Genomic DNA, 21,735 nt, shown 5'->3' with positions numbered 1-21,735 from the left:
CCCTGCGAACCGGCTGACCCAGTGAACCGGTTGACCCACCGAACCCCGCCCGGTTCCTCGCCCCGTACGCCCCGGCGACCGTCCTGTTCCAGCCGTCGGACGTCGGGAAACGGCCCCTCCCTCACCTGGCCCGATTCGGAAGGCCCGGTGGGGGGAGGGTTACGGTCGTTATGACCGTTTGCCGACACCGGAACGTCTTCCTCGGTGGGGAGGAACATCTGGGATGAGCGACGACCCGTTGTACCTGGCACCACGGCTGGAACCGCGCACAGCGGCCCTCCTGGACTCGGCACCGCTCCTGCACACCCTCGTGGACGCCCTCGGCTCCCCGTTGAACGTCCTGCTGCCGGAGCAGATCGCCGACAACGTACGGCGCTTCCGTTCGGTCCTCGACCGCCACCGACTGGCCGGGCGGATCTTCTTCGCCCACAAGGCGAACCGCTCCAGCTCGCTCGTCCGCCGGCTGACCACGACGGACGCGGCCCTCGACGCCGCGTCGCTCGGCGAACTGCGGCACGCTCTCGGGTCCGGGTTCACGGGATCCCGGATCATGGCCACCGGCCCCAAGGACCCGGAGTTCCTCTGGCTCGCCGCGCGCAGCGGAGCGTGTCTCAACGCCGACGGTCCGGCCGAGCTGGAGGATGCGGCGCGCCTCGTCCGCGCCCATGGACTCCCGCGCGTCCGTGTCCTGTTGCGGCTGTCCGGCTTCGAGACGTCCGGGGCCAGAAGGCTCTCGCGCAGGAGCCGCTTCGGTACGCCGGTGAAGTCCCTGCACCACCTTCTCGACGTCCTGGAACGGCACCGGGAGGAACTGGAGCCGATCGGTGTCGGCTACCACCTCGACACCACGAGCCTCGACGAGAAGGCGGCGGCGCTCGAAGGCTGCCTCCAGGCCATGGAGGAGTTACGGATCCGTGGGTTCCAGCCGCGCGCCATCGACGTCGGCGGCGGCTTCGGCGTCAACTACCTGGCGCACGCGGCCCAGTGGGAGCGTTACACCACCGAACTCACCGGAGCCGTCATGGGCAGCCGCCCACCCATGACCTGGGGCGGCCACGGCTACGGCCTCCGCACCGAGAACGGCACACTGAAGGGCGCCCTGAGCCTCTACCCGGCCCATCGGCACACGGCAGGCGCCGCCTACCTCGACGACCTGCTCTCCCGCCCGGCCCCGAGCCTGGGCCGCCCCCTGGGCACCCTGCTGCTGGAGAGCCTCTACGACCTCTACGTCGAGCCCGGCCGGGCCCTGGCCGACAGTTGCGGGCTCACCCTCGGCCGGGTCCTGGAGGTGCGGCCCACGGACACGGGAGAGCCCATGGTGCGCCTGGCGATGAACGCGGGTGACGTCGGCCTGGAGGACCACGGGGTGCTGATGGACCCCGTGGTCGTACCCCGCGACCCGGGCCCACCCGACCCGGCGGGCCCGGTGGCGGTCCATCTCATGGGCAACCTCTGTCTGGAGGCCGATCTCATCACCCGCCGCACCGTGTTCCTGCCCCGGCTGCCGCGCTCCGGCGATCTCCTCGCCTTCGCCAACACGGCCGGCTACTGCATGGACTTCGGCGCCACCCACGCCCAACAGCAGTCCATGGCACGGAAGGTGGCCGTCCACGAGGAGGCGGGACAGTGGCGGTGGTGTCTGGACGAGGAGTACTGGCCGTTCGACCGTACGGGGGAACCGCAGGGATGAGGTACGACAACATCACCGACGCCATCGGCGACACACCACTGGTCCGGATCGACCCGGCCGTGCACGGGCTGCGCAACATCGACCTCTACGCCAAGCTGGAGATGCTGAACCCCTTCGGCTCGCTGAAGGACCGGGCCGCGTGGAGCATGACCCGGCAGGACATCGCCGGCGCCAAGGAGCGCGGCGAGACGATCGTGGAGCTGTCCAGCGGGAACACCGCCAAGGCCCTGGCCCTCATCGCCGGCCTGCACGGACTGCCGTTCAAGAGTGTCACCAACCGGATGCGCATACCCGAGATCAAGGATCTGCTCCTGCTGCTCGGCGCCGAGATCGAGGAACTGCCCGGCCAGACCGAGTGCCTCGACCCGACCGACACCGACGACCCGCTGACCCTCTTCCACCAGCGGCTGAACCGCCCCGGCGGGGCCCACCTCCACACGGACCAGTACTTCAACGCCCTCAACACCGAGGCCCACGCCATCGGGACGGGCCCGGAGATCATCGCCGACCTGGACGGCCGGGCCCCCGACTGGTTCATCGCCTGCGTGGGCACCGCCGGGTCCTCCACCGGCGTGGCCCGCGCCCTGCGCGCGCACGACCCGGCGGTGCGCGTCATCGGACTGGTCGGCCGGAAGGCGGACTTCATCCCCGGCATCCGTACCGTCGACGAGGTGCAGGAGGTCGGCATCTTCGACCCGGCCACCTACGACACGCTGGAGGCGGTGAGCGCCGACGAGGCCATCGACGGGATGGTCACCCTGCTGCGCCGCTGCGGTCTGCTCGCCGGACCCACCGGTGGGGCGGCCTACTACGGCGGAGTCCGTCATCTCCGTTCACTGGACGCCGAGTTGACGGAGCGGAAGACGGCGGTCTTCATCGTCTGCGACCGGGTGGAGAGCTATCTCGACTACGTCCGCCGGCGCCGCCCGGAGCTGCTGGGCAGGCCTCCCGCGAAGAACTCTGTCACCACCCTCACCGACACCGAGATCCGCACGGCGACGGTCATCGACGTCGAGGACGCCCAGAAGTGGATCGCCGCCCAGCGCCCCCTCGTGGTCGACCTGCGCGGCCCCTTCGCCTACGCGGCACTCCACATCGACGGTTCGGTGAACATCGTCGACGAGCTCTTCGACGAACTCCTGCGGGGCGGGCTGCCCTTCGGCAAACGGCAGCCCGTGCTGCTCGCGTGCCCGGTCGGCGAGAAGTCGGCCCGGTACGCGGCCCTGCTCACCCGTATGGGTCATCCCGATGTGCGCAGCCTGGCCGGGGGCATCATCGCCTGGCGGGACGCCGGTGCGCCGTTGGTGCGTGACTGACATGGCCGAGCCCCGTACGCGGTCGGAGAGGCCGGTGGAAGCGGAGGAGTCGGCCGGATGGCAGCGGGCGTTGCGCGCCCAGTTCCCGATCGTCGTCGCGCACCCGGAGCTGGCCTACCTCGACAGCGCGGCCACCAGCCAGAAGCCGCAGCCCGTCCTGGACGCCGTGCAGAGGTATCTGACCACCTCGAACGCCAACGCCGGGCGCGGCTCGTATCCCTGGGCCAACACCACGACGGCGCTGGTGGACGGCGCCCGGGACCGGATCAGGGCGTTCCTGGACGACCCGGACCCGGAGCGGTCGTCGGTCCACTTCACCAGCGGGACCACCGAGGGGCTGCGGAGCATCGCCCGGGACTGGCTGCCCGGCGTCCTCGCCGACGGGGACGAGATCGTGGTCCCGTTCGCCGACCATCAGGCGAACCTGTCGCCGTGGCTGGAGGCGGAGGAGCTGCTCGCCCGCCGGGGGGTGCGTGTCCGCGTCCGGCGCCTGCCGTACCAGGAGAGTTCGGGCGACTACGATCCGGCGGCGCTCGCCGAGGCCGTCGGCCCCCGCACCCGCTGCGTGGCCGCCACCCATGTCCACCACGTCTACGGCGTCGACATGAACGTGCGCCGGATCCGGCGGGTGGTCGGGCCGGAGGTGCCGATCTGTCTGGACGCCGCGCAGAGCGTGGGCCATCTGCCGCTGTCGACGGCCGCGCTCGACGTCGACTTCGTGGTGTTCTCCGGGCACAAGGCGATGGCGCTGCCCGGTACCGGCGCGGTCTGGTCCAGGAACCTGCGGGGGCCGGCGTTCCGGCCCGGCGGCTGGAGCGGCACCCCCAACACGGTCGGCATCGTCTCGCTGACGGCGGCGCTCGACTGGCTGGACGCCGCCGGAACCGACCGGATCGAGCGCTGGACGGTGGCGCTGACCTCCCTGCTCACGGACGGGCTGGCCCGGATGGACGCCTACGAGGTGCTCGGCTGCCGGTCGAGCCTGACGGCCGACAGCGAGGTGCAGCGGCGGCGGAGCCTCGTCACCTTCCGGCACCGTGAGATCGGTTCACGGGACCTCGGGTTCATCCTCTTCAGCCATGGGTTCATGGTGCGGACGGACGGCCACTGCCAGGCGGGGCGCGAGGCGGAGGACGGTTCGGTGCGGGTCAGTCTGCACGTGCACAACACCCCCCGGGAGATCGAGGAGTTGCTCTCCGTTCTCGCCACTCTGCAATGATTTCCATTAGCAGTGGCGAGACGAGACGGAGGCAGTGCGACCGGCATGGATCTGAGTACGGCGACGGCGGCGCGATGGGTGGAGCGCTGGGAACGTCAGCAGCAGCGGTACGCGGTCGACCGCGAGGAGCGGTTCGAGGTCATCGCGGACCTGGTCGAGCATGTGACGCGCGACTGCCCCGCGCCGCTCGTCCTCGACCTGGGCAGCGGCCCCGGCTGTCTGGCGGCGCGGCTCGCCGGCCGGCTGCCGACGGCCGAGGTGATCGCCGTGGACGCGGACCCGCTCCTCCTGGAACTCGGCAGCGCGCACTACGGCAGCGCCCTGCGGTACGTCAGGACCCTGATCGGCGAGCCCGGCTGGCTCGACACGCTCGCCCTGGCCCGCCCCGTGGACGCGGTGGTGTCGACCACGGCCCTGCACTACCTGGGCGTGGAAACCCTGCGGCGCGTCTACCGGGAGCTCGCCGGGCTGCTGCGCCCCGGCGGCATCCTCATCAACGGCGACCACATCAGCCCGGACTCGACGAAGGTGTCCGAACTAGCGATCGACATCGGCCGCCGCCGGGCCGCCCGGAGCGCCGCGTCCCTCACCGAGGACTGGGACTCCTGGTGGTCGAGCGCGGCCACCGACCCGGAGCTGGCCCCTCTCCTCTCCCGGGGCGACGACGCCGGCCGCCCCCACTGCGAGGGCAACGACCTGACCCTGTCCGGCCATGTGACCCTGCTGCGCGACGCGGGCTTCGAACATGTCGGGGCGGTCTGGCAGGTGGGACCCAGCCATGTCCTGGCCGCCGTGCGGTGAACTCCTGTCAGGGTCGGCCGGGGAGGCTGGGAGACTCCCGGGATGGGATCTTGGGGCGTATCGGGGCCGGCGGTGCTGTCCCTGGTGGGTGTGGCGCCGGGAGCCGTCGGCTCGCTCTTCGGGCAGTACCTGGTGTCGCGCGTGAGCGCACGGCAGTCGGAGGCGCAGGAGGCGGCCGCGCATCGGGCCGAGCTGAAGGGTGTGATCCCCGCCTACCGCTTCGCGGCCCGACTGACCGAGGCGGCACGAGGAGGCGGCGCCGACGCGGCCGTCCTGCACCGGGCGCAAGGTCGAGTTCATGGACGCCGCCCATGACGATCTGTGGCCCGGCAGAGAGCGGTCGGCGGTGACTTCGCGTCCCTGATCCGCCGGGTCGGTCGCCCTCGTGCGGGGCCGAGGACAGCGGGTTCCGGTCGTCACCGCCTCTGATGCGCGGCGAGTCACTTCTCCTTCGTCGTGCGCCCCAGGTAGGTCACCGGCCCGGGATCCTGGACGGCTATCTCGTGGAAGCCCAGCCGGTCGTAGAAGGCACGGGCCGGTGTGTTGGTGGTGAGCATGGAGAGGTGGACGGCCGGGATCCCTCCGGTGTGCAGGGTCTGGAGGAAGGTGTGCATCAGGGCTCGGCCGTGGCCCCGGCCCTGCCAGGCGGGGAGGAGGTCGATGTGCAAGTGGGCCGGATACGGGGCGAGTTCGGGGAGGATCATGCGTTCGGGGTCGTGCAGGAGCTGGACGATCGCCTCGTCGGGGGTGGCCGGTGGGCCGACGGGCGCCGGGAAACGGCCTTCGACCAGGGGGAGCCACTTCTCGCGGAAGTCCTTCACGAAGGCGGGGGTGTTCGCGGTGCCTAGGATGTAGCCGACCGCTCGTCCGTGACCGTCGTCCAGGACGAAGGTCAGCTCCGGTTCCAGGTGGGCGTACGGGGTGGCGAAGGTCGCCGGGAAGACGTCGGGGTCCGTGTAGACGGGCCGGCTGTCGCCGCCGTTGTGGGCGGTGCGGACGCAGATCTCGTGCAGGGCGTCGTGGTCCTCGGGACGGTACGGGCGTACTGCGGGAGGCGAGGTCATCGCAGCATCCTGCGCGGGGCGGGGTCGGCCCCACAACCATCCGGGCGACCACGCCTCCCGAGACGACCCGCACCCCTCCGACCCGCACCTCCCCAAGACGTCGCGCCCCCGCACCTCCCCGACGCGGGCCGCCACTCCCCGGTACGACCACACCCGCCCCGTACGACCAGACCCGCCCGTACGACCGCGCTCAGCCCGTGGCCGCGCCGAACCACCGCGGGAGTTGTTCGAGCAGTTCCCCCTGGTCCTCGCCGGCCCATGCGACATGGCCGTCGGGGCGCAGCAGTACCGCGGGGGCGGCCAGGTCCTCGGCGGTGTCGATGACGTGGTCGACGCGGTCGTGCCAGCCCGTCACCGAGAGCCGGCCGGTCTGGTCGAGCAGCAGGCCTCGGCCTCCGTGGGTCAGCTCGTAGAGGCGCCCCCGCTTCAGCCGTACGTCCCGCATGCGCCGGCCGAGCAGGTCGTGGCCCTCGCCGAGGTCGTAGCGGACGTCGACCGCGGTGATCATCCCGGTCACGTACCGGTTCACGTCCTCGAAGTCCATCAGCTTCGAGAACAGCTCCCGCAGCGCGGTGGCGCCCGGGTCGGCCCCCAGCAGCGTGATCTGCGCCCGGGTGTTGTCCAGCACGCGGGCGCCCACCGGGTGCCGCTCGGTGTGGTAGCTGTCGAGCAGCCCCTCGGGTGCCCAGCCGTTGACCTCGGCGGCCAGTTTCCAGCCGAGGTTGAACGCGTCCTGCACGCCGAGGTTGAGGCCCTGCCCGCCGGTCGGCGGGTGGATGTGGGCCGCGTCGCCGGCCAGCAGCACCCGGCCGACCCGGTAGCGCTCGGCCTGCCGCGTCGCGTCGCCGAACCGGGACAGCCAACGCGGTGAGTGCACCCCGAAGTCGGTGCCGGCGAAGGCCCGCAGCCGCTGCTTGAACTCGTCGAGGGTCGGAGGGGTCGTACGGTCCTCGGAGACGCCCTCGGCGGGGACGACGACGCGGTAGTTCCCGTCCCCGAGAGGGGCGAGGCCGAACCGCAGCTGCGTCTTGCGGACCTCCTCGACGACGGCGGCGATCGTCGCCGGGTCCTCGGTCGCCCCCATGTCGCCGAGCAGTGTCTCGACCGTGGCGGGCTCGCCGGGGAAGCCCACGCCGAGCAGCTTGCGCACCGTACTGCGGCCGCCGTCGCAGCCGACGAGGTAGCGGGCGCGCAGCCGCGTACCGTCCGCCAGGTCGGCGCTCACACCCTCCTCGTCGCTCTGGCTCAGTCCGACCAGTTCGCCGCCGCGCCGGATGTCGGCGCCCAGCTCGACGGCGCGCTCGTGGAGCAGGCGCTCGGTGACCGGCTGCGGGGTGGCCACGCCGTACGCGTGAGCGGTGTCCAGGCTGTCGGGCCACGCCTTCACGATGCCGCCGAAGAGCCCGCCGACCTGGAACTTCTCGCTGACCGCGAGGAACCGGTCCAGCAGACCGCGCTGGTCCATCACCTCGACACTGCGTGCGTGCAGGCCCTGCCCCCGGGACTCCCCCGTCGGCTCGGTCAGCCTCTCCAGGACGACCGTCTCCACCCCGGCCAGCCGCAGCTCGCTCGCCAGCATCAGTCCGGTCGGCCCGCCGCCGACGACGATCACGTCGATCATCTCAACCCCCAGAACATCTCGACCCCCGTGTGCGCGGATGCGCGCTTCGGTCGGCGATTCTGCGGCACGGGCGGGGTCTTGCCGCAAGCCCCCCGGTGCGCTATACGTTGAGAGTGGCAAGGAGCGGTCGACCTCCTTGCCTTTGTCGTGTCCGGTGTCCGGGTGCCGCCTCCCCGGCCGGTTCGCACGACGCCCTCGGCCGTGCCCACAATGACGCTGTGGCGGGAGCGAGTGCCCGACGTCGTCCCGAACCCGAACCCGAACCACGCGCCGTCCGGTGAGGTGTCCCGGCGTCGTCCGAGGGCACACGGCTGTCACCATCGAGCGCTCAGAAGGGCGGATGACGTGCGTACCGTCGGAGTGGAAGAGGAACTTCTGCTGGTCGATCCCGAGTCCGGCGAGCCGCAGGCGCGGGCCGCGGCGGTGCTCGCGCGGGCCGCCAAGGAGGGGACGGGGCAGGATGTGTTCGAGAAGGAGCTCCACGACGAGCAGGTGGAGTTCGCCACGCATCCGCAGTCGGACATGGCCGACCTGGGGGCCGAGATCATCCGCTGCCGCAAGGACGCGGCGCGCCACGCGGAGGGGCTCGGCAGCGCGGTCGTGGCGCTGGCCACGTCGCCGTTGCCGGTGAGCCCGACGATCACCGTGAACAGCAGGTATCTGTGGATGGCGCGGGAGTTCGGTCTGTCCACGCAGGTGCAGCTGGTCTGCGGCTGCCATGTGCATGTGTCCGTCGAGTCCGACGAGGAGGGTGTCGCCGTCCTGGACCGGATGCGGCCGTGGCTGTCCGTGCTGCGGGCCCTGAGCGCGAACTCCCCCTTCTGGCAGGGCCATGACAGCAAGTACGCCAGCTATCGCAGCCAGGTGTGGGACATGTGGCCGATGGCCGGGCCCACGGATGTCTTCGGGTCGGCGGAGCGGTACCACGCCAACGTCGCGGACCTGATCGCCACGGGCGTCGTCCGCGACGAGGGCATGATCTACTTCGACGCGCGGCTGTCCCAGCGGTATCCGACCGTGGAGGTCCGGGTCGCGGACGTCTGTCTGCACCCCGACACCGCCGTCCTCATCGCGGCCCTCACCCGGGGGCTCGTGGAGACCGCCGCGCGTGAGTGGCGGGCCGGTGTCGAGCCGCTCGGGCACAGTGCGGGACTGCTGCGGCTGGCCACCTGGCGGGCCGCCCGTTCCGGTATGTCGGAGAACCTCCTGGACCCCACGACGATGCGGCCCCGGCCCGCCGCCGAGGTGATCCGCTCGCTGCTCGACCATGTCGGGGAGGCCCTCGACGACCACGGTGACACCGGCCGCGTCCGGGACGCCATCGCCGCGCTGACGGGGCGCGGCAACGGGGCCCGGGTGCAGCGCGAGGTGATGGAGCGCACCGGGAGCCTGCGCGAGGTGGTCGCCGCGTGCGTGGGGCACACCCAGGCCTGACTCCGGCAGCACGCCCCGGCGCGAACGGTGCCCGGGGCGTCGCTGTGCGTGCCCGGCCCCCGGCAGATCACCGCCCCTGGGAACAGGCTCCCACCTGCGGTGGAGCGCTTCCCGCGCGTAGGTCGTCCGGGACGGGGTAATGCGTGCAGCACGTACGGCGGACCCGTCCGCCGGCCCGCCACAGTCCCGTCAGCGACCGGAGCCGAGGAGCCCGAACCATGAGCGCGTGGAGTCCGGATCACATCGGACGGCAGCCGCCGCCCGGCGCGGCTGTGCGGTCCCCGGACGGACTGCCCGACCTCCTGCACGCCGGTATGTACGTGGTGGACGACAACGGCGCCATCGTCGCGGTGAACGCCCGGGCGGAGGCCCTGCTCGGCCGCACGGCCGGCGAACTCGTCGGGCACGACGGCCACGACCTGCTGCACCGCGACCGCCTCGGGCAGACGGTGCCCCGGGCGTCGTGCTCGATGATGCGCGCGTTTCTCAGCGGCCGTACGGGCGGCGGGGACCGCGCGTGGTTCCGGCGCGGCGACACCACGCTGCTGCCGGTGACCTGGCTGGTCACACCGTGCCGGCTCGACGACGGCGCGACCGGCGCCGCCGTCCTCTTCTACGAGTGCGAACCGGAGAAGGACGAGGCCCCGGCCGCCGCGCCGACGACACTGTCGCAGCTGGACCGGCTGGCGCTGCTCGCCGAGACGACGACCCGGCTGACGTCCACGCTGGACGCCGACGAGGCGGTCGCGCGCCTGGTGCGGCTGGTGGTGCCGCGGCTGGCGGACTGGGCGGTCGTGGACCTGATCACCGAGAGCGACGACGTCTGGCGGACCACGGTGGCGACCCACCGCGACGGTGTCGTGGTGCGGCGCGAGGAGCTGGAGGGGCCGCTGCCGCCGGTGCACGAGGAGTCGTTCATGCCGCTGTCCCGGGCGCTGCGCGGGGCGGCGTCGACCCTGGCCGGGCCCGAGACCTACCAGGGGCCGCCCGATTCGGGGATCGCGGTCGCGCAGCAGAAGCTGTTCCGGGAGACGGGTCTGCGTTCGGCGGCGATCGCTCCCATCCGGGGGCCGCGCGCGGTGCTCGGCGCCCTCACGCTGGGCCTCAGCGACCGGCCGGGGGCCTTCGCCGACGCCGAGCTGTCGCTGCTGGAGGACATCGCCCGCCGGGCCGGACTGGCGCTGGAGAACGCGCGTCTGTACCAGCGTCAGCGGCACATCGCGGAGACCATGCAGCGCCATCTGCTGCCGCAGATGCCGGAGGTGCCGGGGCTGCGGATGGCGGCGCGCTACGAGTCGGCGTCGGAGTCCTCGCAGGTCGGCGGCGACTGGTACGACGTGTTCTCGCTGGCCGACGGGTCCACGGCGGTGGCCATCGGGGACGTCGTCGGGCACAACATCGACGCGGCGGCGGGGATGGCGCAGGTCCGCAACATGCTCCGGGCCTACGCCTGGGCGTTGGAGGAGCCGCCGAGCGCGATCGTGGAGCGGCTGGACCAGGCCGTGGTGAACGTGGCCGAGGCGTCCATGGCGACCCTGATCTTCGGCCGGGTCGAGCGGAACGACGACGGGTGGGCGCTGCGGTGGACCAACGCCGGGCATCCGCCGCCGCTGCTGATCACCCATGACGGCCGGTCCCGGTTCCTGGACGAGGAGCACGACCATCTGCTGGGCACGGGCCTGATACGGGCGCGCACCGACACGCTCACCCCGCTCCCGCCGCGGTCCACGCTCGTGCTGTACACGGACGGTCTGGTCGAGTCGCCGGGGCACATCCTCGACCGGGGTCTGGCCCGGCTGCGCCAGCACGCGGCGGCGCTCGTGCACCGGCCGCTGCACGTGTTCTGCGATTTGCTCCTGGAGCGCGCCCGTCCCGTCGACAACGACGACGACGTCGCCCTGCTGGTCTTCCGGACCCCGGCCGAGGGCGGTGAGGAGGATGCCTGGTAGAGCGCCGGCGCCGGGCGGGGGCCCCGGAGGAACACTCTCTTCTCCAAGGCCCCACACTTCCCCACGCTTTCGCACGCGTAGCCACTCTCCGCACGGGAAACACGAGCGTCGGAGGAGAACGCGGCACCGCGTCCGCCTCAAGCAGCCGAGCCGGGGAACACGAGATGGCAACCGAGCCACGTAGGGACGACAAACTGCCTGCCGAGGAGATCTACGACAGCCACGCCGCCTTCGACGGAGCCCTCGGCGACGTGACGGGAGCCCGTACGGCCGCCGAGGGGTTCCTGGGCATCCTCGCGCGCACCTCGCCGCCGGCCGCCGTCGAGCACTGGGACGACATCCTGCTGGTGGTCACGGAGCTGGCCGCAAACGCGGTGCAGTACGCTCCGGGGCGCTTCGAGCTGACGATGCGCCGCACCCTCGACGGGGTGCATGTGACGCTGGGGGACACGAGCACGGCGTCGCCCGCGCCGCGTCCCTTCAGTCCCAGCAAGGGCGGCGGCGGTATCGGCTGGTATCTGATCCACACGCTGTGCGACCAGGTGAGCGTGGTGGTGCACGACCACGGCAAGGACGTCCACGTCTTTCTGCCCTGGTGAGACTTCCTGCCCTGGTGAGGTGTCAGGCCAGCGGCACCAGGACGCTGATCGTCTTGCCGCCGGCCGTGCGGCGTTCCACGTCGACCTCGCTGGACAGGCGGTTGATCAGCGGCCATCCGTAGCCGTTGCCCTCGTGGGCGCGGGGCAGCACGCCGGGCCCGTGGAGACCCACGGGCACGGCGGGGCTGTGGTCCCGCACGCTCAGCCGGACGCCCTCGGGGGTGAGGTCGACGTGGAATCCGGCGATGCCGCCGCCGTGCCGGATCGCGTTGGTGACCAGTTCGGAGACGACGAGGATCAGGTCGATCATCGACTGCTCGGTCGGCGGTCCGGCCGGGGAACGCCACCGCTCTCCCACGAACGCCCGCACATGGCGGCGGGCCGCCGCGGCGGTGGTGATCGCGACCGGCGGCCGCGCCGCACGGCCGGACGGTGCTTCCACGGGAGCGGTGTCGTGGTTCATCAGCAGGTGGCGTTCCATCGATGTCATGGCGTGTGCGGGGTCGACGGCTCGGGACAGCTCGACTCATCACTGTTCATGGAGCGCCGCATACCCGCTCGCGCCCGGACCATGACTGCCGAGATCTCCGGGAAGTACCAGCCGCTGCCCGCACAGCTCGGCGGTCGCGGTCGCCTGCGCTGCGGCGAGCTGCCGGTGTGCGGTGTCCAGGGCCCGCTGGACGTCACGGGTGCCGGTGGACACGCACAGCGTGTACGCCAGGTCCTGGGCGCGGCGCACGGTCCGGGGGTCGCTCGGCTCGCCCTCGTGGGGCACGAGTGACTCGTACTCCTCGACGAGCCCGCGCAGGGTCGCGGGATGGGGCGTCAGCATCGGTATCTCTCCTGGGCGTTCGGACGGCGGCGTCCGGCGGCCGGGCAGAGCGGCCGGCCGGACCACGGCGTACGGCGGTCGGGTCAGGCGGCGGGCGTGGTGCCGCCGAGGGCCTCGTCGCGGACGCGGGCGCAGCTGCGGCTGATGAGGCGGGAGACATGCATCTGGGAGATGCCGAGGCGGTCGGCGATACGGTTCTGCGTCATGTCCTCGAAGAAGCGCATGTAGAGGATGGCTCGTTCGCGTTCGGGCAGCCGCCGCAGCCCTTCCTTGACCGCCTCGCGGTCCACGACGACGTCGTACGCCGAGTCGGGCGAGCCGAGAGTGTCGGCGAGGCTGTAGCCGTCGTCCCCGGAGGACATCTCGGCGTCCAGCGACAGGGCGCTGAAGCTGTCGAGCGCCTCCATCCCGGCGTTGACCTCTTCCTCGGTGAGTCCGGCGCGGGCGGCGATGTCGGCGACCGACGGCTCGGTGGCGCCGCCGGAGGTCTGGCTGAGTTCGCGGCGCGCCACGCGCACCTTGTTGCGCAGGTCCTGGACGCGCCGGGGGACGCGGAGTGTCCACATCCGGTCGCGGAAGTGCCTCTTGATCTCTCCGGTGATGGTGGGCACGGCGTAGCTCTCGAACGCCCCCCGGTCCGGCTCGTAGCGGTCCACCGCCTTGACCAGGCCCATGGCCGCGACCTGGCGCAGATCCTCCAGGGACTCGCCGCGGTTGCGGAAGCGGCCGGCTATGCGGTGCGCCATGGGCAACCAGGCCCGCACGAGTTCGTCCCGTACGGCGTCGCGTTCGGGGCCTTCGTCCATCGCCGCGAGCCGGGCGAAGGCGGCGGCGGTCTGGGGGGCGTCGTCGTGCGTCCTCCTGTCGGGCGTGCCGGGACGTGCGGAGGTACCGGAACCGTTTGCGGACACATTGACCAGCATGGGAAATCGCTCCTGAACGACGCTTTCAGGGAAGGGCGGCGGAGAGCGGTGGGCGGGCGACCAGGGCCCGTACGCGAAACACCGCTTCCGCCGGTGTGCCTCCGATCCGGAGGCGTGGAACTCCGCTTGCCCCACGGCTCCGTGGACAAACAACGGGATGCGTGTTCGTCGTGCCGGACCGTCGGCTCCGCGGGTCCCCGCCGCCGGGAGCGGCGGCGACTTCAGGCCAGAGTGGGGAGCGACACGGTCCCTTTCGGGTCCGGGTGGGACTGAGACGCGGAGAGCGGGGCAGGCGTGGGATGGCAGCAAGGGTTCGGGCGAGAGGGGTGGACAGCATGGCAGCCGTGACGGCGCGCACGACAACAGCCACGGCACACAGGACGGTCATGGCGGACGGGGTGGGCCTGCCCCTGATCGAGGACCCGTCGCAGGTCAGGCCGAAGGACGCGCGGGAGATGTCGCGGCAGTTCTTCGACCGGCTCGCCATGCTGGACGAGGGCACGCACACCTATCAGTACGTGCGCAACACGCTGATCGAGATGAATCTCTCGCTCGTGCGGTACGCGGCCTCGCGCTTCCGCGGCCGGGAGGACTCCCTGGAGGACATCGTCCAGGTGGGGACCATCGGGCTGATCAAGGCCATCGACCGGTTCGAGCTGTCCCGGGAGGTGGAGTTCACCACGTTCGCCGTGCCGTACATCGTCGGCGAGATCAAGCGGTTCTTCCGGGACACCAGCTGGGCGGTGCATGTGCCGCGGCGGCTGCAGGAGGCGCGGGTGGAGCTGGCCCGGGCGACGGACGAGCTGCAGTCCCGGCTGGGCCGGATGCCGACGACGCGTGAACTGTCGGAGCTGATGTCCCTGTCCGAGGAGGAGGTCATCGAGGCGCGCAAGGCGTCCAACGGCTACAACACCTCCTCCCTCGACGCGGCGCTCACCTCCGACGGCGGCGAGGACGGCGACACCGTGCTGGGCGATCTGATCGGCGAGGAGGACCCGTCCCTGCAACTCGTCGAGGACTTCCACTCATTGGCGCCGCTGATCACCGAACTCGACGACCGTGAGCGGCGCATCCTTCATCTGCGGTTCGTGGAGGAGCAGACCCAGTCACAGATCGCCGAGCAGCTCGGGGTGTCCCAGATGCATGTGTCCCGGCTGATCAGCCGCATCATCAAGCGGCTGCGCAAGGGGCTCCTGGAGCCCGGAGTCGCCTGATCGGGGCCCGTGTGTCCGGACGATTCGCGGGTATGCGCACGGGCGCATCGCCGGTCGATGCGTCGAATCCGTGAATCGGGGCACCCGTCCCGATCGGTAGCGCCTTGGGAGGCTCTTGTGTCCGTTGCCCAGAATCCCCTGTCGATCAAGGTCGATCTGCCTCGGGACGACGCCGTGCTGTTCACGATCGAGGGGGAACTGGACATCGACACGGCGACCGAACTGCAACATCATCTGGCGAACCAACTGCGCCACGGCCGACGGCACTTCCTGCTGGACGTGTCGGCGGTCCCCTTCATGGACTCGTCCGGCATGAACATCATCCTGCGGACGTATCAGGAGGTGCGCCGGATCCCGGGCGGCGTGTATGTGATCGCCCCGGCGCCGGCCGTGCGGCGAATACTCGATCTCACCGGTGTCAGCCTCACCGTGACGACGGTGGACAGCGTGGACGAGGCGCTGGCGGCCGTGGACTCCGGGCAGACGGCGCCGCGTCCGGACGAGCCGCGGGCGGAGGAGTAGCGGCTGCCGACGCGCCGACGGGCGGCGCCTTCAGGCGTGGTCCGTCGGCGCTGCGGCGCCTACACGCGACCAACAGTTGTCGTTTGACAACTATGGCCGGAAGGCAACAGAGTGAGCCGGGCCGAGCATGTGGAAAGGGTTGGGATGAGGCTGTCGGACCGGGGTCGGGTCGGCGGCGGTCAGGCGCTCCGGGCGTCGGTGGCGTCGCCCTCGTGGATCTCCGCCGCCGCGGCGCCGCAGAACGCCTCCAGCCCCTCCACCAGCGCGGTCCGCTTCCCGGCGGGCATCTGCTCCAGCACGGACCGCAGGGCGCGTTCACGACGGGCCCGCAGGTCCGCCAGGAAGGACCGTCCGCGCCGGCTCAGCCGCAGACACAGCTCGCGCCTGTCGGCCGTGCTGGCGTGGCGCTCGACGAAGCCCACCGCTTCCAGGCGGTCGCACAGCCGGCTGGTGGAGGGCGGTGTGGAGCCGAGGGCGTCGGCGAGCATCCGCAGGTTGATGCCGTCGTTGTGCTCCAGGACGAAGAGCACGCGGATCTGGGAAGCGGACACCGGTGCCGTCGAGGCGCGGGCCCACAGGACCTCCAGCAGCTCGGCCGCCTCGGAGGTCACCCGCGCCACCTCGTCCGGCCGGGGGTGGGAGGAGGAAGTCACGGACCCACTCTTCCAGGCATTTCGAACACTGTCAGCTGTGGAAAGAATGGCGTATCCGACATCGTGAACAGATTCGTGGCAGCCGAACGAGCACTGCGCTCCGCTGCTCCGCACCAGCTGGTGGACGCGCTCCGCGCCGTACTGCGCGACGAATGGTCGGCGCGGGACGTCGAGGTCTACCTGGCCGACTACTCGCTCACCACCCTGCGGCCCGTGTCCACGCGGCCCGACGCGCCGGAGCCCCTTCCGATGCACATCGGGCCCGCCGGCCGGGCGTTCGGGGCACAGGAACCGTATGTGGATCACCGCGCCGACGGCCGGGTGCGGGCGCATCTGCCGGTGACCGTGCGCGGTGACCGGCTGGGTGTGCTGTGCCTGACACTGCCGTCCGCCGCGCACGCCGAGGAGTGCCTCGCCGAACTGGCGGAGCTGGCCCGCGTGCTGGGGCACGAGCTGGTCGTCGCGGAGCGGGACACCGATCTGTACCTCCGAGCGCGTCGCTCCAGCCGGCTGACCCTGGCGGCGGAGATGCAGTGGCAGTTGCTGCCGGGCCTTTCCTCCACCCGTCCCGAATACGCGCTCGGCGGCCGGCTGGAGCCCGCCTACGCCATCTTCGGCGACAACTTCGACTGGTCGGCGGGCGCCGACCATCTGATGCTGTACGTCACCAACGGCATGGGCGAGGGCATCGACGCCTCCCTGCTGACCCATCTGGGGATCAACGCGCTGCGCAACGCCCGCCGGGCCGGCCTGTCCATCGCCGACCAGGCGGCCCTGGCCGACCAGGCCGTCCACGCCCAGTACGGCGGAGCCCTCCACCTGTCGGTGCTGCTGCTCGATCTGGACCTGGCCACGGGACGCCTGGAGGTCGTCGACGCGGGCTCCCCGCGGATGCTTCTCCTGCGCGACGGGAACGTCACCTCGGTCGCCCTGGAGGCGCAGCTGCCGCTGGGCATGTTCGAGGAGACGGACTACGCCGTCCAGGAGCTCACGATCGAACCGGGCGACCGGCTCGTCCTCGTCAGCGACGGGGTGTACTCCGTCGCCACCCCCGGCGGGGAGACGTACGGGGAACGGGCACTGGCCCGGGCGGTCAACGCCACCCGTCTGCTGCCCGCCGCCGACGTACCCGGCGCGGTGCTCAGGGAGCTGAGCGGTCACCGGGGCACCCCCGAGGCGGACGACGACGCGCTCGTGGTCTGTCTCGACTGGTTCGGCCGCGAGGAGACCGGCCGGACCCACCGATGAATTCGCCCATCAGTCGTTTCCCGAAGCGGGGAGGCGCGTCAGCATGTGAGGAGAGACCCGTGCCGGAACAGGACACGGCAGGCAGGCAGTTGACACCGGCGCAGGAGGTGGCGGGCTTCCTGCGGACGCGGCAGGAACAGATCGCCCAGCGCTGGGCCGACGCGGCGCTGTTCCGTACCGTCTTCACCCACTCCCGGGACGAGGCGGTGGAGGCGGGCCGGGCCGTCGTGGACGCGCTCGCCGCCGTGGCCGCCGCGGACACTGTCGAGGACGCGGAGTCCGGCGGCTTCCACGTCGTACGCGAGCAGCTCGCGCGCACGGCCGCCTCCCGGGCGCGGGCCGGTTCCACCGTCACGCAGATCTCCGCCGAGGTGGACGCCCTGCGGCCACCCGTAACCGAGCTGCTGATCGCCGAGTTCGCCGCCGCGCCGGCCACGCACCTGCGGGAGTGCACCACGACACTGACGGTCCTGATGGGCACCCTGCGCCTGGTGGTGCTGGAGACGGCGCTCAGCGAGGGCGAGGAGCTGATCCACCGGCAGCGGCTGCAGTTGATGGAGGTCGCCACACCGGTGATCAAGCTGTGGGACGGCATCGTCGCCGTCCCCCTGATCGGCACGCTGGACAGCGCCCGCAGCCAGGTGGTGATGGAGCGGCTCCTCGACTCGATCGTCGAGCAGCACGCCCGGTTCGCCATCCTGGACATCACCGGCGTCCCGACCGTCGACTCCCTGGTGGCCCAGCACCTCATGAAGACGGTCGCGGCGGCACGGCTGATGGGCGCCGAGTGCATCGTCTCCGGCATCCGGCCGCCGATCGCGCAGACCATCGTCCATCTGGGCATCGACCTCAGCTCGGTACTGACCCGCACGAGCCTCGCGGACGCCCTGGCCTACGCGTTGCGGAAACTGGGCACGGACATCGTGCCCCGCGACGACGCCCGTTCGGGGCACAGGTGAGCGACGATCTCTTCGCCGCGTACGGCGGACCGTCCTCGTACGGGGCACCCGTCCCCGTGCTCAAGCTCGGCAGCGTGCTCCTGGTGTCGCTCCAGGGCGATCTGCACGACGGCGCGGCGGAGCAGCTCCAGCAGGACATCAGCGACACGGTCGCGCGCAGCGGCGCCACGGGCGTGGTCATCGACCTCTCCGGCGTGGAGATGGTCGACTCGTTTCTCGGCCGGGTACTGGGCGACATCGCCGCCCAGACGAGCCTGCTGGCCGCCGGGACGGTGGTGGCGGGCATGCGCCCGGCGGTGGCCATCACGCTGGTGGAGCTGGGGCTGACGCTGCCGGGACTGCGCACCGCGCTCACCACCGAGGACGCGATGCGCCTCCTCGGTGAATCGGACCCGACCTTCGCCCGCCGAGGGCACGCCCGCCAGGAGAGTCCGTGATGCAGACCGCCGGCGGCATCTCCGCCTGCCTGCCGATCCACTCGGATCTCGATCTGGTGTGGGTACGTCAGCATGTGCGGCAGGCGGCCGCCCAGCTCGGCTTCGGTCTGGTCGAGCAGACCAAACTCGTCACCGCGGCCAGTGAGCTGGCCCGCAACACCCTGGTCCACGGCGGCGGCGGGCAGATGGAGTGCGCGCCGGTGGACCGGGGCGGCGCACGGGGTCTGCGGCTGACGTTCAGCGACGAGGGGCCCGGCATCCCGGACCTCGACCAGGCCCTCCTCGACGGCTACACCTCCGGCGAGGGGCTGGGGATGGGGCTGGGCGGCGCCCGGCGCCTGGTCCACGAGTTCGCGATCGACAGCCGCCCCGGCTCGGGCACCACGGTCACGGTGACGTCCTGGATGTCGGGCGCCCCGCGTCCGCGCGAGGAGCGCTGATGCCGCGCGTCTGGGAGGTTCCGGTGCACGACTCGACCCGGGTGCGCGACGCCCGGGTGGCCGCCGAGGCCGCGGCGGCGCGCGCCGGGCTGGACGAGGGCCGTACCGCCGGCTGCGCGCTGGTGGCCACCGAGCTGGCGACCAATCTGCTCAAGCACGCCGGGGGCGGGCTGATACTGCTCGATGTCGTGTCCCGTCCCACCCCGGGCCGGGCGGACGGCGCGGCGCCCCTGGTGCAGATCGTGGCGATCGACCACGGGCCGGGGGTGCGCGATGTGGCGGGCGCGCTGCGCGACGGCTTCTCGACGACGTCCTCGCTCGGCGCGGGCCTCGGCACCTGCCGCCGGGTCGCCGACGACTTCGACCTGCACAGCACGGTCGGCCGGGGCACCATCGCCCTGGCCCGGCTCGGCGCCCGCTCCGAACGCCGCGCACGCCCGGCCCCCTCCCCCGCCGCGGCCGTGCGCGCCGGAGGCGTCAACGTCCCCTTCGCCGGCGCGGAGTTCTCCGGCGACGCCTGGGCCTGGGTCCGGGAGGGCGACCTCACCACACTGATGCTCGCCGACGGCCTGGGCCACGGTCTGGCGGCGGCCCGTGCCTCCTCGGCGGCCGTGGAGCAGCTGTACCGCGCGCCGGAACTGCCCCCCGCACAGCTGCTGCGGCGGATGGAGGGCGCGCTGCGCGACACCCGGGGCGCGGCCGTGGCCGTCGCCCAGCTCGACGTCGCGGCGGGGCGGTTGCTGTTCGCCGGCATCGGCAACATCGGGGCGCGGCTGCGGACCGGCGCGGACTGGCAGCCGTTGCTGTCGCGGCCCGGCATAGTCGGCGCCCACCGGGCCGCCCATCTCCCGCAGCACGAGGCGGCCTGGGGCGACGACTGTCTGCTCGTGCTGCACAGCGACGGCCTGCCCAGCCGCTGGAGTCCGGGCCCCGCCGCGCACAGTCCCATCCTCGACCCCGCTGTGATCGCCGCCGTGATCGTGCGCGACGCGAGCAGCCCCGCCCGGCCGGTACGCGACGACACCACCGTCGCCGTACTGAGCCCCTCCCCGCCGGACCACCGCCCATGACCCGTACCTGGCATGTCAGTTCCGTCACCGACGCCGCCCGGGCGCGTATCGCGACCGCGCGGCTGGCCACCGCGCACGGGGTCACCCCGACCGAGCGGGCCCGGCTGGTGTCCGTGCTCACCGCGCAGTTGCGGCAGTGCCTCACCAAGGGGGGTACGTGGCTGCTGACGGCGCGGGCCACCACGGCGCGGCCCGGTGGCTGCCGGTTCCTGGTCGAGGTGACGTCGGCGAACCGGCGGCCGGGAGAGTTCCGGCAGCCCTGGCGGCTGACGGTCGCCTGCTCGCAGGAGGGGCGGGTGCCGGACAGCGAACATGTGGCCGGTGATCCGGCGACGCTCGCGGAGGCGCTGTTCGGGGCCGACGAGGACGCCGCGCTGCTGCTGGAGAAACTCGACGAGCAGGAGGCGCTGGTCGCGTTCCACCGTGAGGAGCTGCACCAGACCAACCAGGGTGTGCTGGCCCTGCACGCCGAGCTGGACGCGGCCGGGCGGGCGCAGCGCGACCTCTTCGACGCCGAGCAGAAGGCCCGCAGGGAGGCCGAGAACGCGCGCGGCCGGCTCACCTTCCTGGCCGACGCCAGCGCCGCCCTGACCGCGTCCCTCAACCCGGACGCGATCGTGCGGCTGCTGCCCACCCTCCTGGTGCCCCGGTACGCGCGCACCGCCGACGTCTGGCTGTTCGACGGGGAGGACGACGTGGCCCGCGGCGGTCCGCGTCCGGCCGCCGCCGTCGTCGCGGCCCGCCGGGGGCGCCCCCAGTACGCCGCCGACCACCCCGGCGGGCTGCCCGGGGTCGACGACCAGCCGCCGTCCGCGCTCGACCCCGCCCGGCCGCTGCTGTGCGTGCCCCTGATGACCCGGGGCGCGCCTCTGGGCGTCCTGACGCTGTCCCCGCCCCACGACGAGCGCTGGGACGCCGACGACGCCTTCATGCTGATCGAGCTGGCCCGGCGGGCGGGTGTCGCCCTGGAGAACGCCCGCCGCTTCGAGCACAACCGCGACATCGCCGAGACCCTGCAACGCGCCCTGCTCACCGAACTGCCCACCACCCCGGGGCTACGGCTGGCCGCGCGTTATCTGCCGGCCACGCGGGGCCTGAACATCGGCGGGGACTGGTACGACGCCTTCCGCCAGCCCGACGGCAGTCTGATCACCGTCATCGGCGATGTCACCGGGCACGGTCTGCGCGCCGCGGTGATGATGAGCCAGCTGCGGACCGCGCTGCGCGCCTACGCCGTCGACGGCAAGACACCCGGCCAGCTCCTCACCCATCTCCATCTGTTCCTGCACCATCTGCAGCCCGACCTGTACGCCACCGCCGTCATCGCCCGGTTCCATCCGCGCGAGCCCACCCTCACCTGGGCGGCCGCGGGACATCCGCCGCCGGTGCTGCGCTCGCCCGACGGGCGGGTGCGGATCCTGGACGCCAAGCCCGGCGCGATGCTCGGCATCCCCCTCCACCAGGAGATCGCCGACCACACCGAGCCGCTGGCGCCCGGTTCGACGCTGGCCCTCTACACGGACGGGCTGGTGGAACGCCGGGCGCAGGGCATCGACCCCGGCATCGAGCAGCTGGCCTCGTCCCTCGAAGCGCTCCCCGCCGCCACCCTCGACGACGACCTCGAAGAGTCCGCCGACCGGCTCCTCCAGCCCCTGCTGGACGACGAGCACGAGGACGACGTGTGTCTGCTGATCTCCCATGTGCACAGCGACGCGGGACATGTCTCGGCGCGGCTCGGCTGACA

Annotated in this window: 22 protein-coding genes; 16 read left to right on the top strand and 6 right to left on the bottom strand. The window is 72.2% G+C overall.

Features of this window, described 5'->3' with window-relative positions:
• Positions 1-223 precede the first annotated feature (223 nt).
• From ABT147_RS13245 to ABT147_RS13225, 5 genes are read left to right on the top strand one after another with little or no spacing between them, the layout of a single operon-like run.
• Positions 224-1,690, top strand: coding sequence for a type III PLP-dependent enzyme domain-containing protein (locus ABT147_RS13245; RefSeq protein ID WP_351405123.1), 1,467 nt, complete (start codon positions 224-226; stop codon positions 1,688-1,690).
• Positions 1,687-3,006, top strand: coding sequence for a pyridoxal-phosphate dependent enzyme (locus tag ABT147_RS13240; RefSeq protein WP_351405121.1), 1,320 nt, complete (start codon positions 1,687-1,689; stop codon positions 3,004-3,006). The genes ABT147_RS13245 and ABT147_RS13240 overlap by 4 nt, the downstream gene beginning before the upstream one ends.
• Position 3,007: 1 nt before the next feature.
• Positions 3,008-4,225 (top strand): aminotransferase class V-fold PLP-dependent enzyme, encoded by a 1,218-nt coding sequence (locus ABT147_RS13235; RefSeq protein ID WP_351405207.1) that lies wholly within the window; start codon positions 3,008-3,010, stop codon positions 4,223-4,225.
• Positions 4,226-4,270: 45 nt separating this feature from the next.
• On the top strand, positions 4,271-5,026 hold the full coding sequence (locus ABT147_RS13230) for a class I SAM-dependent methyltransferase (protein WP_351405118.1): 756 nt from the start codon (positions 4,271-4,273) through the stop codon (positions 5,024-5,026).
• 42 nt (positions 5,027-5,068) lie between these two features.
• Positions 5,069-5,341: a hypothetical protein gene (locus ABT147_RS13225; RefSeq protein WP_351405116.1), complete on the top strand. Its 273-nt coding sequence runs from the start codon at positions 5,069-5,071 to the stop codon at positions 5,339-5,341.
• 125 nt (positions 5,342-5,466) lie between these two features.
• On the opposite strand, the gene ABT147_RS13220 is transcribed toward ABT147_RS13225, so the two are convergent.
• Both ABT147_RS13220 and rox read right to left on the bottom strand, forming a co-directional pair.
• The gene (locus ABT147_RS13220) at positions 5,467-6,090 is read right to left on the bottom strand and encodes a GNAT family N-acetyltransferase (protein WP_351405114.1); all 624 of its coding nucleotides are present in this window, start codon (positions 6,088-6,090) and stop codon (positions 5,467-5,469) included.
• Positions 6,091-6,280: 190 nt separating this feature from the next.
• Positions 6,281-7,711 carry a rifampin monooxygenase gene (gene rox / locus ABT147_RS13215; RefSeq protein ID WP_351405112.1) on the bottom strand — a complete coding sequence of 477 codons (1,431 nt, stop codon included), beginning with the start codon at positions 7,709-7,711 and terminating at the stop codon, positions 6,281-6,283.
• Positions 7,712-8,056: 345 nt separating this feature from the next.
• Between rox and ABT147_RS13210 the strand changes: the two genes are divergently transcribed.
• From ABT147_RS13210 to ABT147_RS13200, 3 genes are all read left to right on the top strand, one after another.
• Entirely contained in the window at positions 8,057-9,145 is a 1,089-nt protein-coding gene (locus ABT147_RS13210; protein ID WP_351405110.1) for a glutamate--cysteine ligase 2, read from the top strand.
• A gap of 218 nt (positions 9,146-9,363) precedes the next feature.
• Positions 9,364-11,094, top strand: coding sequence for a SpoIIE family protein phosphatase (locus ABT147_RS13205; protein WP_351405108.1), 1,731 nt, complete (start codon positions 9,364-9,366; stop codon positions 11,092-11,094).
• A gap of 164 nt (positions 11,095-11,258) precedes the next feature.
• Positions 11,259-11,693: an ATP-binding protein gene (locus ABT147_RS13200; RefSeq protein WP_351405106.1), complete on the top strand. Its 435-nt coding sequence runs from the start codon at positions 11,259-11,261 to the stop codon at positions 11,691-11,693.
• A 22-nt stretch (positions 11,694-11,715) separates the two neighbouring features.
• Here ABT147_RS13200 and ABT147_RS13195 read toward each other — a convergent pair whose 3' ends face one another.
• The 3 genes from ABT147_RS13195 to ABT147_RS13185 all read right to left on the bottom strand — a co-directional run bounded on the left by ABT147_RS13195 (position 11,716) and on the right by ABT147_RS13185 (position 13,448).
• Complete coding sequence (locus ABT147_RS13195) at positions 11,716-12,183, bottom strand: ATP-binding protein (RefSeq protein WP_351405103.1); 468 nt, start codon at positions 12,181-12,183, stop codon at positions 11,716-11,718.
• 39 nt (positions 12,184-12,222) lie between these two features.
• Complete coding sequence (locus tag ABT147_RS13190; protein WP_351405101.1) at positions 12,223-12,525, bottom strand: DUF5133 domain-containing protein; 303 nt, start codon at positions 12,523-12,525, stop codon at positions 12,223-12,225.
• An 83-nt stretch (positions 12,526-12,608) separates the two neighbouring features.
• Entirely contained in the window at positions 12,609-13,448 is an 840-nt protein-coding gene (locus tag ABT147_RS13185; RefSeq protein WP_351405100.1) for an RNA polymerase sigma factor SigF, read from the bottom strand.
• 386 nt (positions 13,449-13,834) lie between these two features.
• On the opposite strand from ABT147_RS13185, the gene ABT147_RS13180 reads away from it, so the two are divergent.
• Together ABT147_RS13180 and ABT147_RS13175 are read left to right on the top strand one after the other, a co-directional pair.
• Positions 13,835-14,662 (top strand): RNA polymerase sigma factor SigF, encoded by an 828-nt coding sequence (locus ABT147_RS13180; protein ID WP_351405205.1) that lies wholly within the window; start codon positions 13,835-13,837, stop codon positions 14,660-14,662.
• Positions 14,663-14,779: 117 nt separating this feature from the next.
• Positions 14,780-15,184 carry an STAS domain-containing protein gene (locus tag ABT147_RS13175; RefSeq protein WP_351405098.1) on the top strand — a complete coding sequence of 135 codons (405 nt, stop codon included), beginning with the start codon at positions 14,780-14,782 and terminating at the stop codon, positions 15,182-15,184.
• Between the two features lie 179 nt (positions 15,185-15,363).
• Here the strand turns inward: ABT147_RS13175 and ABT147_RS13170 are convergent, their stop codons facing one another.
• Positions 15,364-15,837 carry a MarR family winged helix-turn-helix transcriptional regulator gene (locus tag ABT147_RS13170; RefSeq protein ID WP_351405096.1) on the bottom strand — a complete coding sequence of 158 codons (474 nt, stop codon included), beginning with the start codon at positions 15,835-15,837 and terminating at the stop codon, positions 15,364-15,366.
• A gap of 63 nt (positions 15,838-15,900) precedes the next feature.
• On the opposite strand from ABT147_RS13170, the gene ABT147_RS13165 reads away from it, so the two are divergent.
• Genes ABT147_RS13165 through ABT147_RS13140 form a run of 6 tightly spaced genes read left to right on the top strand, consistent with a single transcriptional unit; the run spans position 15,901 to position 21,733 of the window.
• On the top strand, positions 15,901-17,085 hold the full coding sequence (locus ABT147_RS13165) for a PP2C family protein-serine/threonine phosphatase (RefSeq protein WP_351405094.1): 1,185 nt from the start codon (positions 15,901-15,903) through the stop codon (positions 17,083-17,085).
• Between the two features lie 59 nt (positions 17,086-17,144).
• Complete coding sequence (locus ABT147_RS13160; RefSeq protein WP_351405092.1) at positions 17,145-18,044, top strand: STAS domain-containing protein; 900 nt, start codon at positions 17,145-17,147, stop codon at positions 18,042-18,044.
• The gene (locus tag ABT147_RS13155) at positions 18,041-18,481 is read left to right on the top strand and encodes an STAS domain-containing protein (RefSeq protein WP_351405089.1); all 441 of its coding nucleotides are present in this window, start codon (positions 18,041-18,043) and stop codon (positions 18,479-18,481) included. The genes ABT147_RS13160 and ABT147_RS13155 overlap by 4 nt, the downstream gene beginning before the upstream one ends.
• Positions 18,481-18,921, top strand: coding sequence for an anti-sigma regulatory factor (locus ABT147_RS13150; RefSeq protein ID WP_351405202.1), 441 nt, complete (start codon positions 18,481-18,483; stop codon positions 18,919-18,921). Before ABT147_RS13155 ends, ABT147_RS13150 begins: the two co-directional genes overlap by 1 nt.
• Entirely contained in the window at positions 18,921-19,991 is a 1,071-nt protein-coding gene (locus ABT147_RS13145) for a SpoIIE family protein phosphatase (RefSeq protein ID WP_351405087.1), read from the top strand. The genes ABT147_RS13150 and ABT147_RS13145 overlap by 1 nt, the downstream gene beginning before the upstream one ends.
• Entirely contained in the window at positions 19,988-21,733 is a 1,746-nt protein-coding gene (locus ABT147_RS13140) for a PP2C family protein-serine/threonine phosphatase (RefSeq protein WP_351405085.1), read from the top strand. The genes ABT147_RS13145 and ABT147_RS13140 overlap by 4 nt, the downstream gene beginning before the upstream one ends.
• The last annotated feature ends 2 nt before the right edge of the window (positions 21,734-21,735 follow it).

This window comes from Streptomyces sp. NPDC001868 (assembly GCF_040297125.1).
Taxonomy (GTDB): Bacteria; Actinomycetota; Actinomycetes; order Streptomycetales; family Streptomycetaceae; genus Streptomyces.
Note: the sequence above shows the minus strand (reverse complement) of the source record. Positions and strands in the feature narration are given on the sequence as shown.

What these genes read in the sequence shown, in the direction of transcription:
- ABT147_RS13245 (WP_351405123.1), top strand. Translation starts at nt 224, where the DNA reads ATGAGCGACGACCCGTTGTACCTGGCACCACGGCTGGAACCGCGCACA.
- ABT147_RS13240 (WP_351405121.1), top strand. Translation starts at nt 1,687, where the DNA reads ATGAGGTACGACAACATCACCGACGCCATCGGCGACACACCACTGGTC.
- ABT147_RS13235 (WP_351405207.1), top strand. Translation starts at nt 3,008, where the DNA reads ATGGCCGAGCCCCGTACGCGGTCGGAGAGGCCGGTGGAAGCGGAGGAG.
- ABT147_RS13230 (WP_351405118.1), top strand. Translation starts at nt 4,271, where the DNA reads ATGGATCTGAGTACGGCGACGGCGGCGCGATGGGTGGAGCGCTGGGAA.
- ABT147_RS13225 (WP_351405116.1), top strand. Translation starts at nt 5,069, where the DNA reads ATGGGATCTTGGGGCGTATCGGGGCCGGCGGTGCTGTCCCTGGTGGGT.
- ABT147_RS13220 (WP_351405114.1), bottom strand. Translation starts at nt 6,090, where the DNA reads ATGACCTCGCCTCCCGCAGTACGCCCGTACCGTCCCGAGGACCACGAC.
- rox (WP_351405112.1), bottom strand. Translation starts at nt 7,711, where the DNA reads ATGATCGACGTGATCGTCGTCGGCGGCGGGCCGACCGGACTGATGCTG.
- ABT147_RS13205 (WP_351405108.1), top strand. Translation starts at nt 9,364, where the DNA reads ATGAGCGCGTGGAGTCCGGATCACATCGGACGGCAGCCGCCGCCCGGC.
- ABT147_RS13200 (WP_351405106.1), top strand. Translation starts at nt 11,259, where the DNA reads ATGGCAACCGAGCCACGTAGGGACGACAAACTGCCTGCCGAGGAGATC.
- ABT147_RS13195 (WP_351405103.1), bottom strand. Translation starts at nt 12,183, where the DNA reads ATGACATCGATGGAACGCCACCTGCTGATGAACCACGACACCGCTCCC.
- ABT147_RS13190 (WP_351405101.1), bottom strand. Translation starts at nt 12,525, where the DNA reads ATGCTGACGCCCCATCCCGCGACCCTGCGCGGGCTCGTCGAGGAGTAC.
- ABT147_RS13185 (WP_351405100.1), bottom strand. Translation starts at nt 13,448, where the DNA reads ATGCTGGTCAATGTGTCCGCAAACGGTTCCGGTACCTCCGCACGTCCC.
- ABT147_RS13180 (WP_351405205.1), top strand. Translation starts at nt 13,835, where the DNA reads ATGGCGGACGGGGTGGGCCTGCCCCTGATCGAGGACCCGTCGCAGGTC.
- ABT147_RS13150 (WP_351405202.1), top strand. Translation starts at nt 18,481, where the DNA reads ATGCAGACCGCCGGCGGCATCTCCGCCTGCCTGCCGATCCACTCGGAT.
- ABT147_RS13145 (WP_351405087.1), top strand. Translation starts at nt 18,921, where the DNA reads ATGCCGCGCGTCTGGGAGGTTCCGGTGCACGACTCGACCCGGGTGCGC.
- ABT147_RS13140 (WP_351405085.1), top strand. Translation starts at nt 19,988, where the DNA reads ATGACCCGTACCTGGCATGTCAGTTCCGTCACCGACGCCGCCCGGGCG.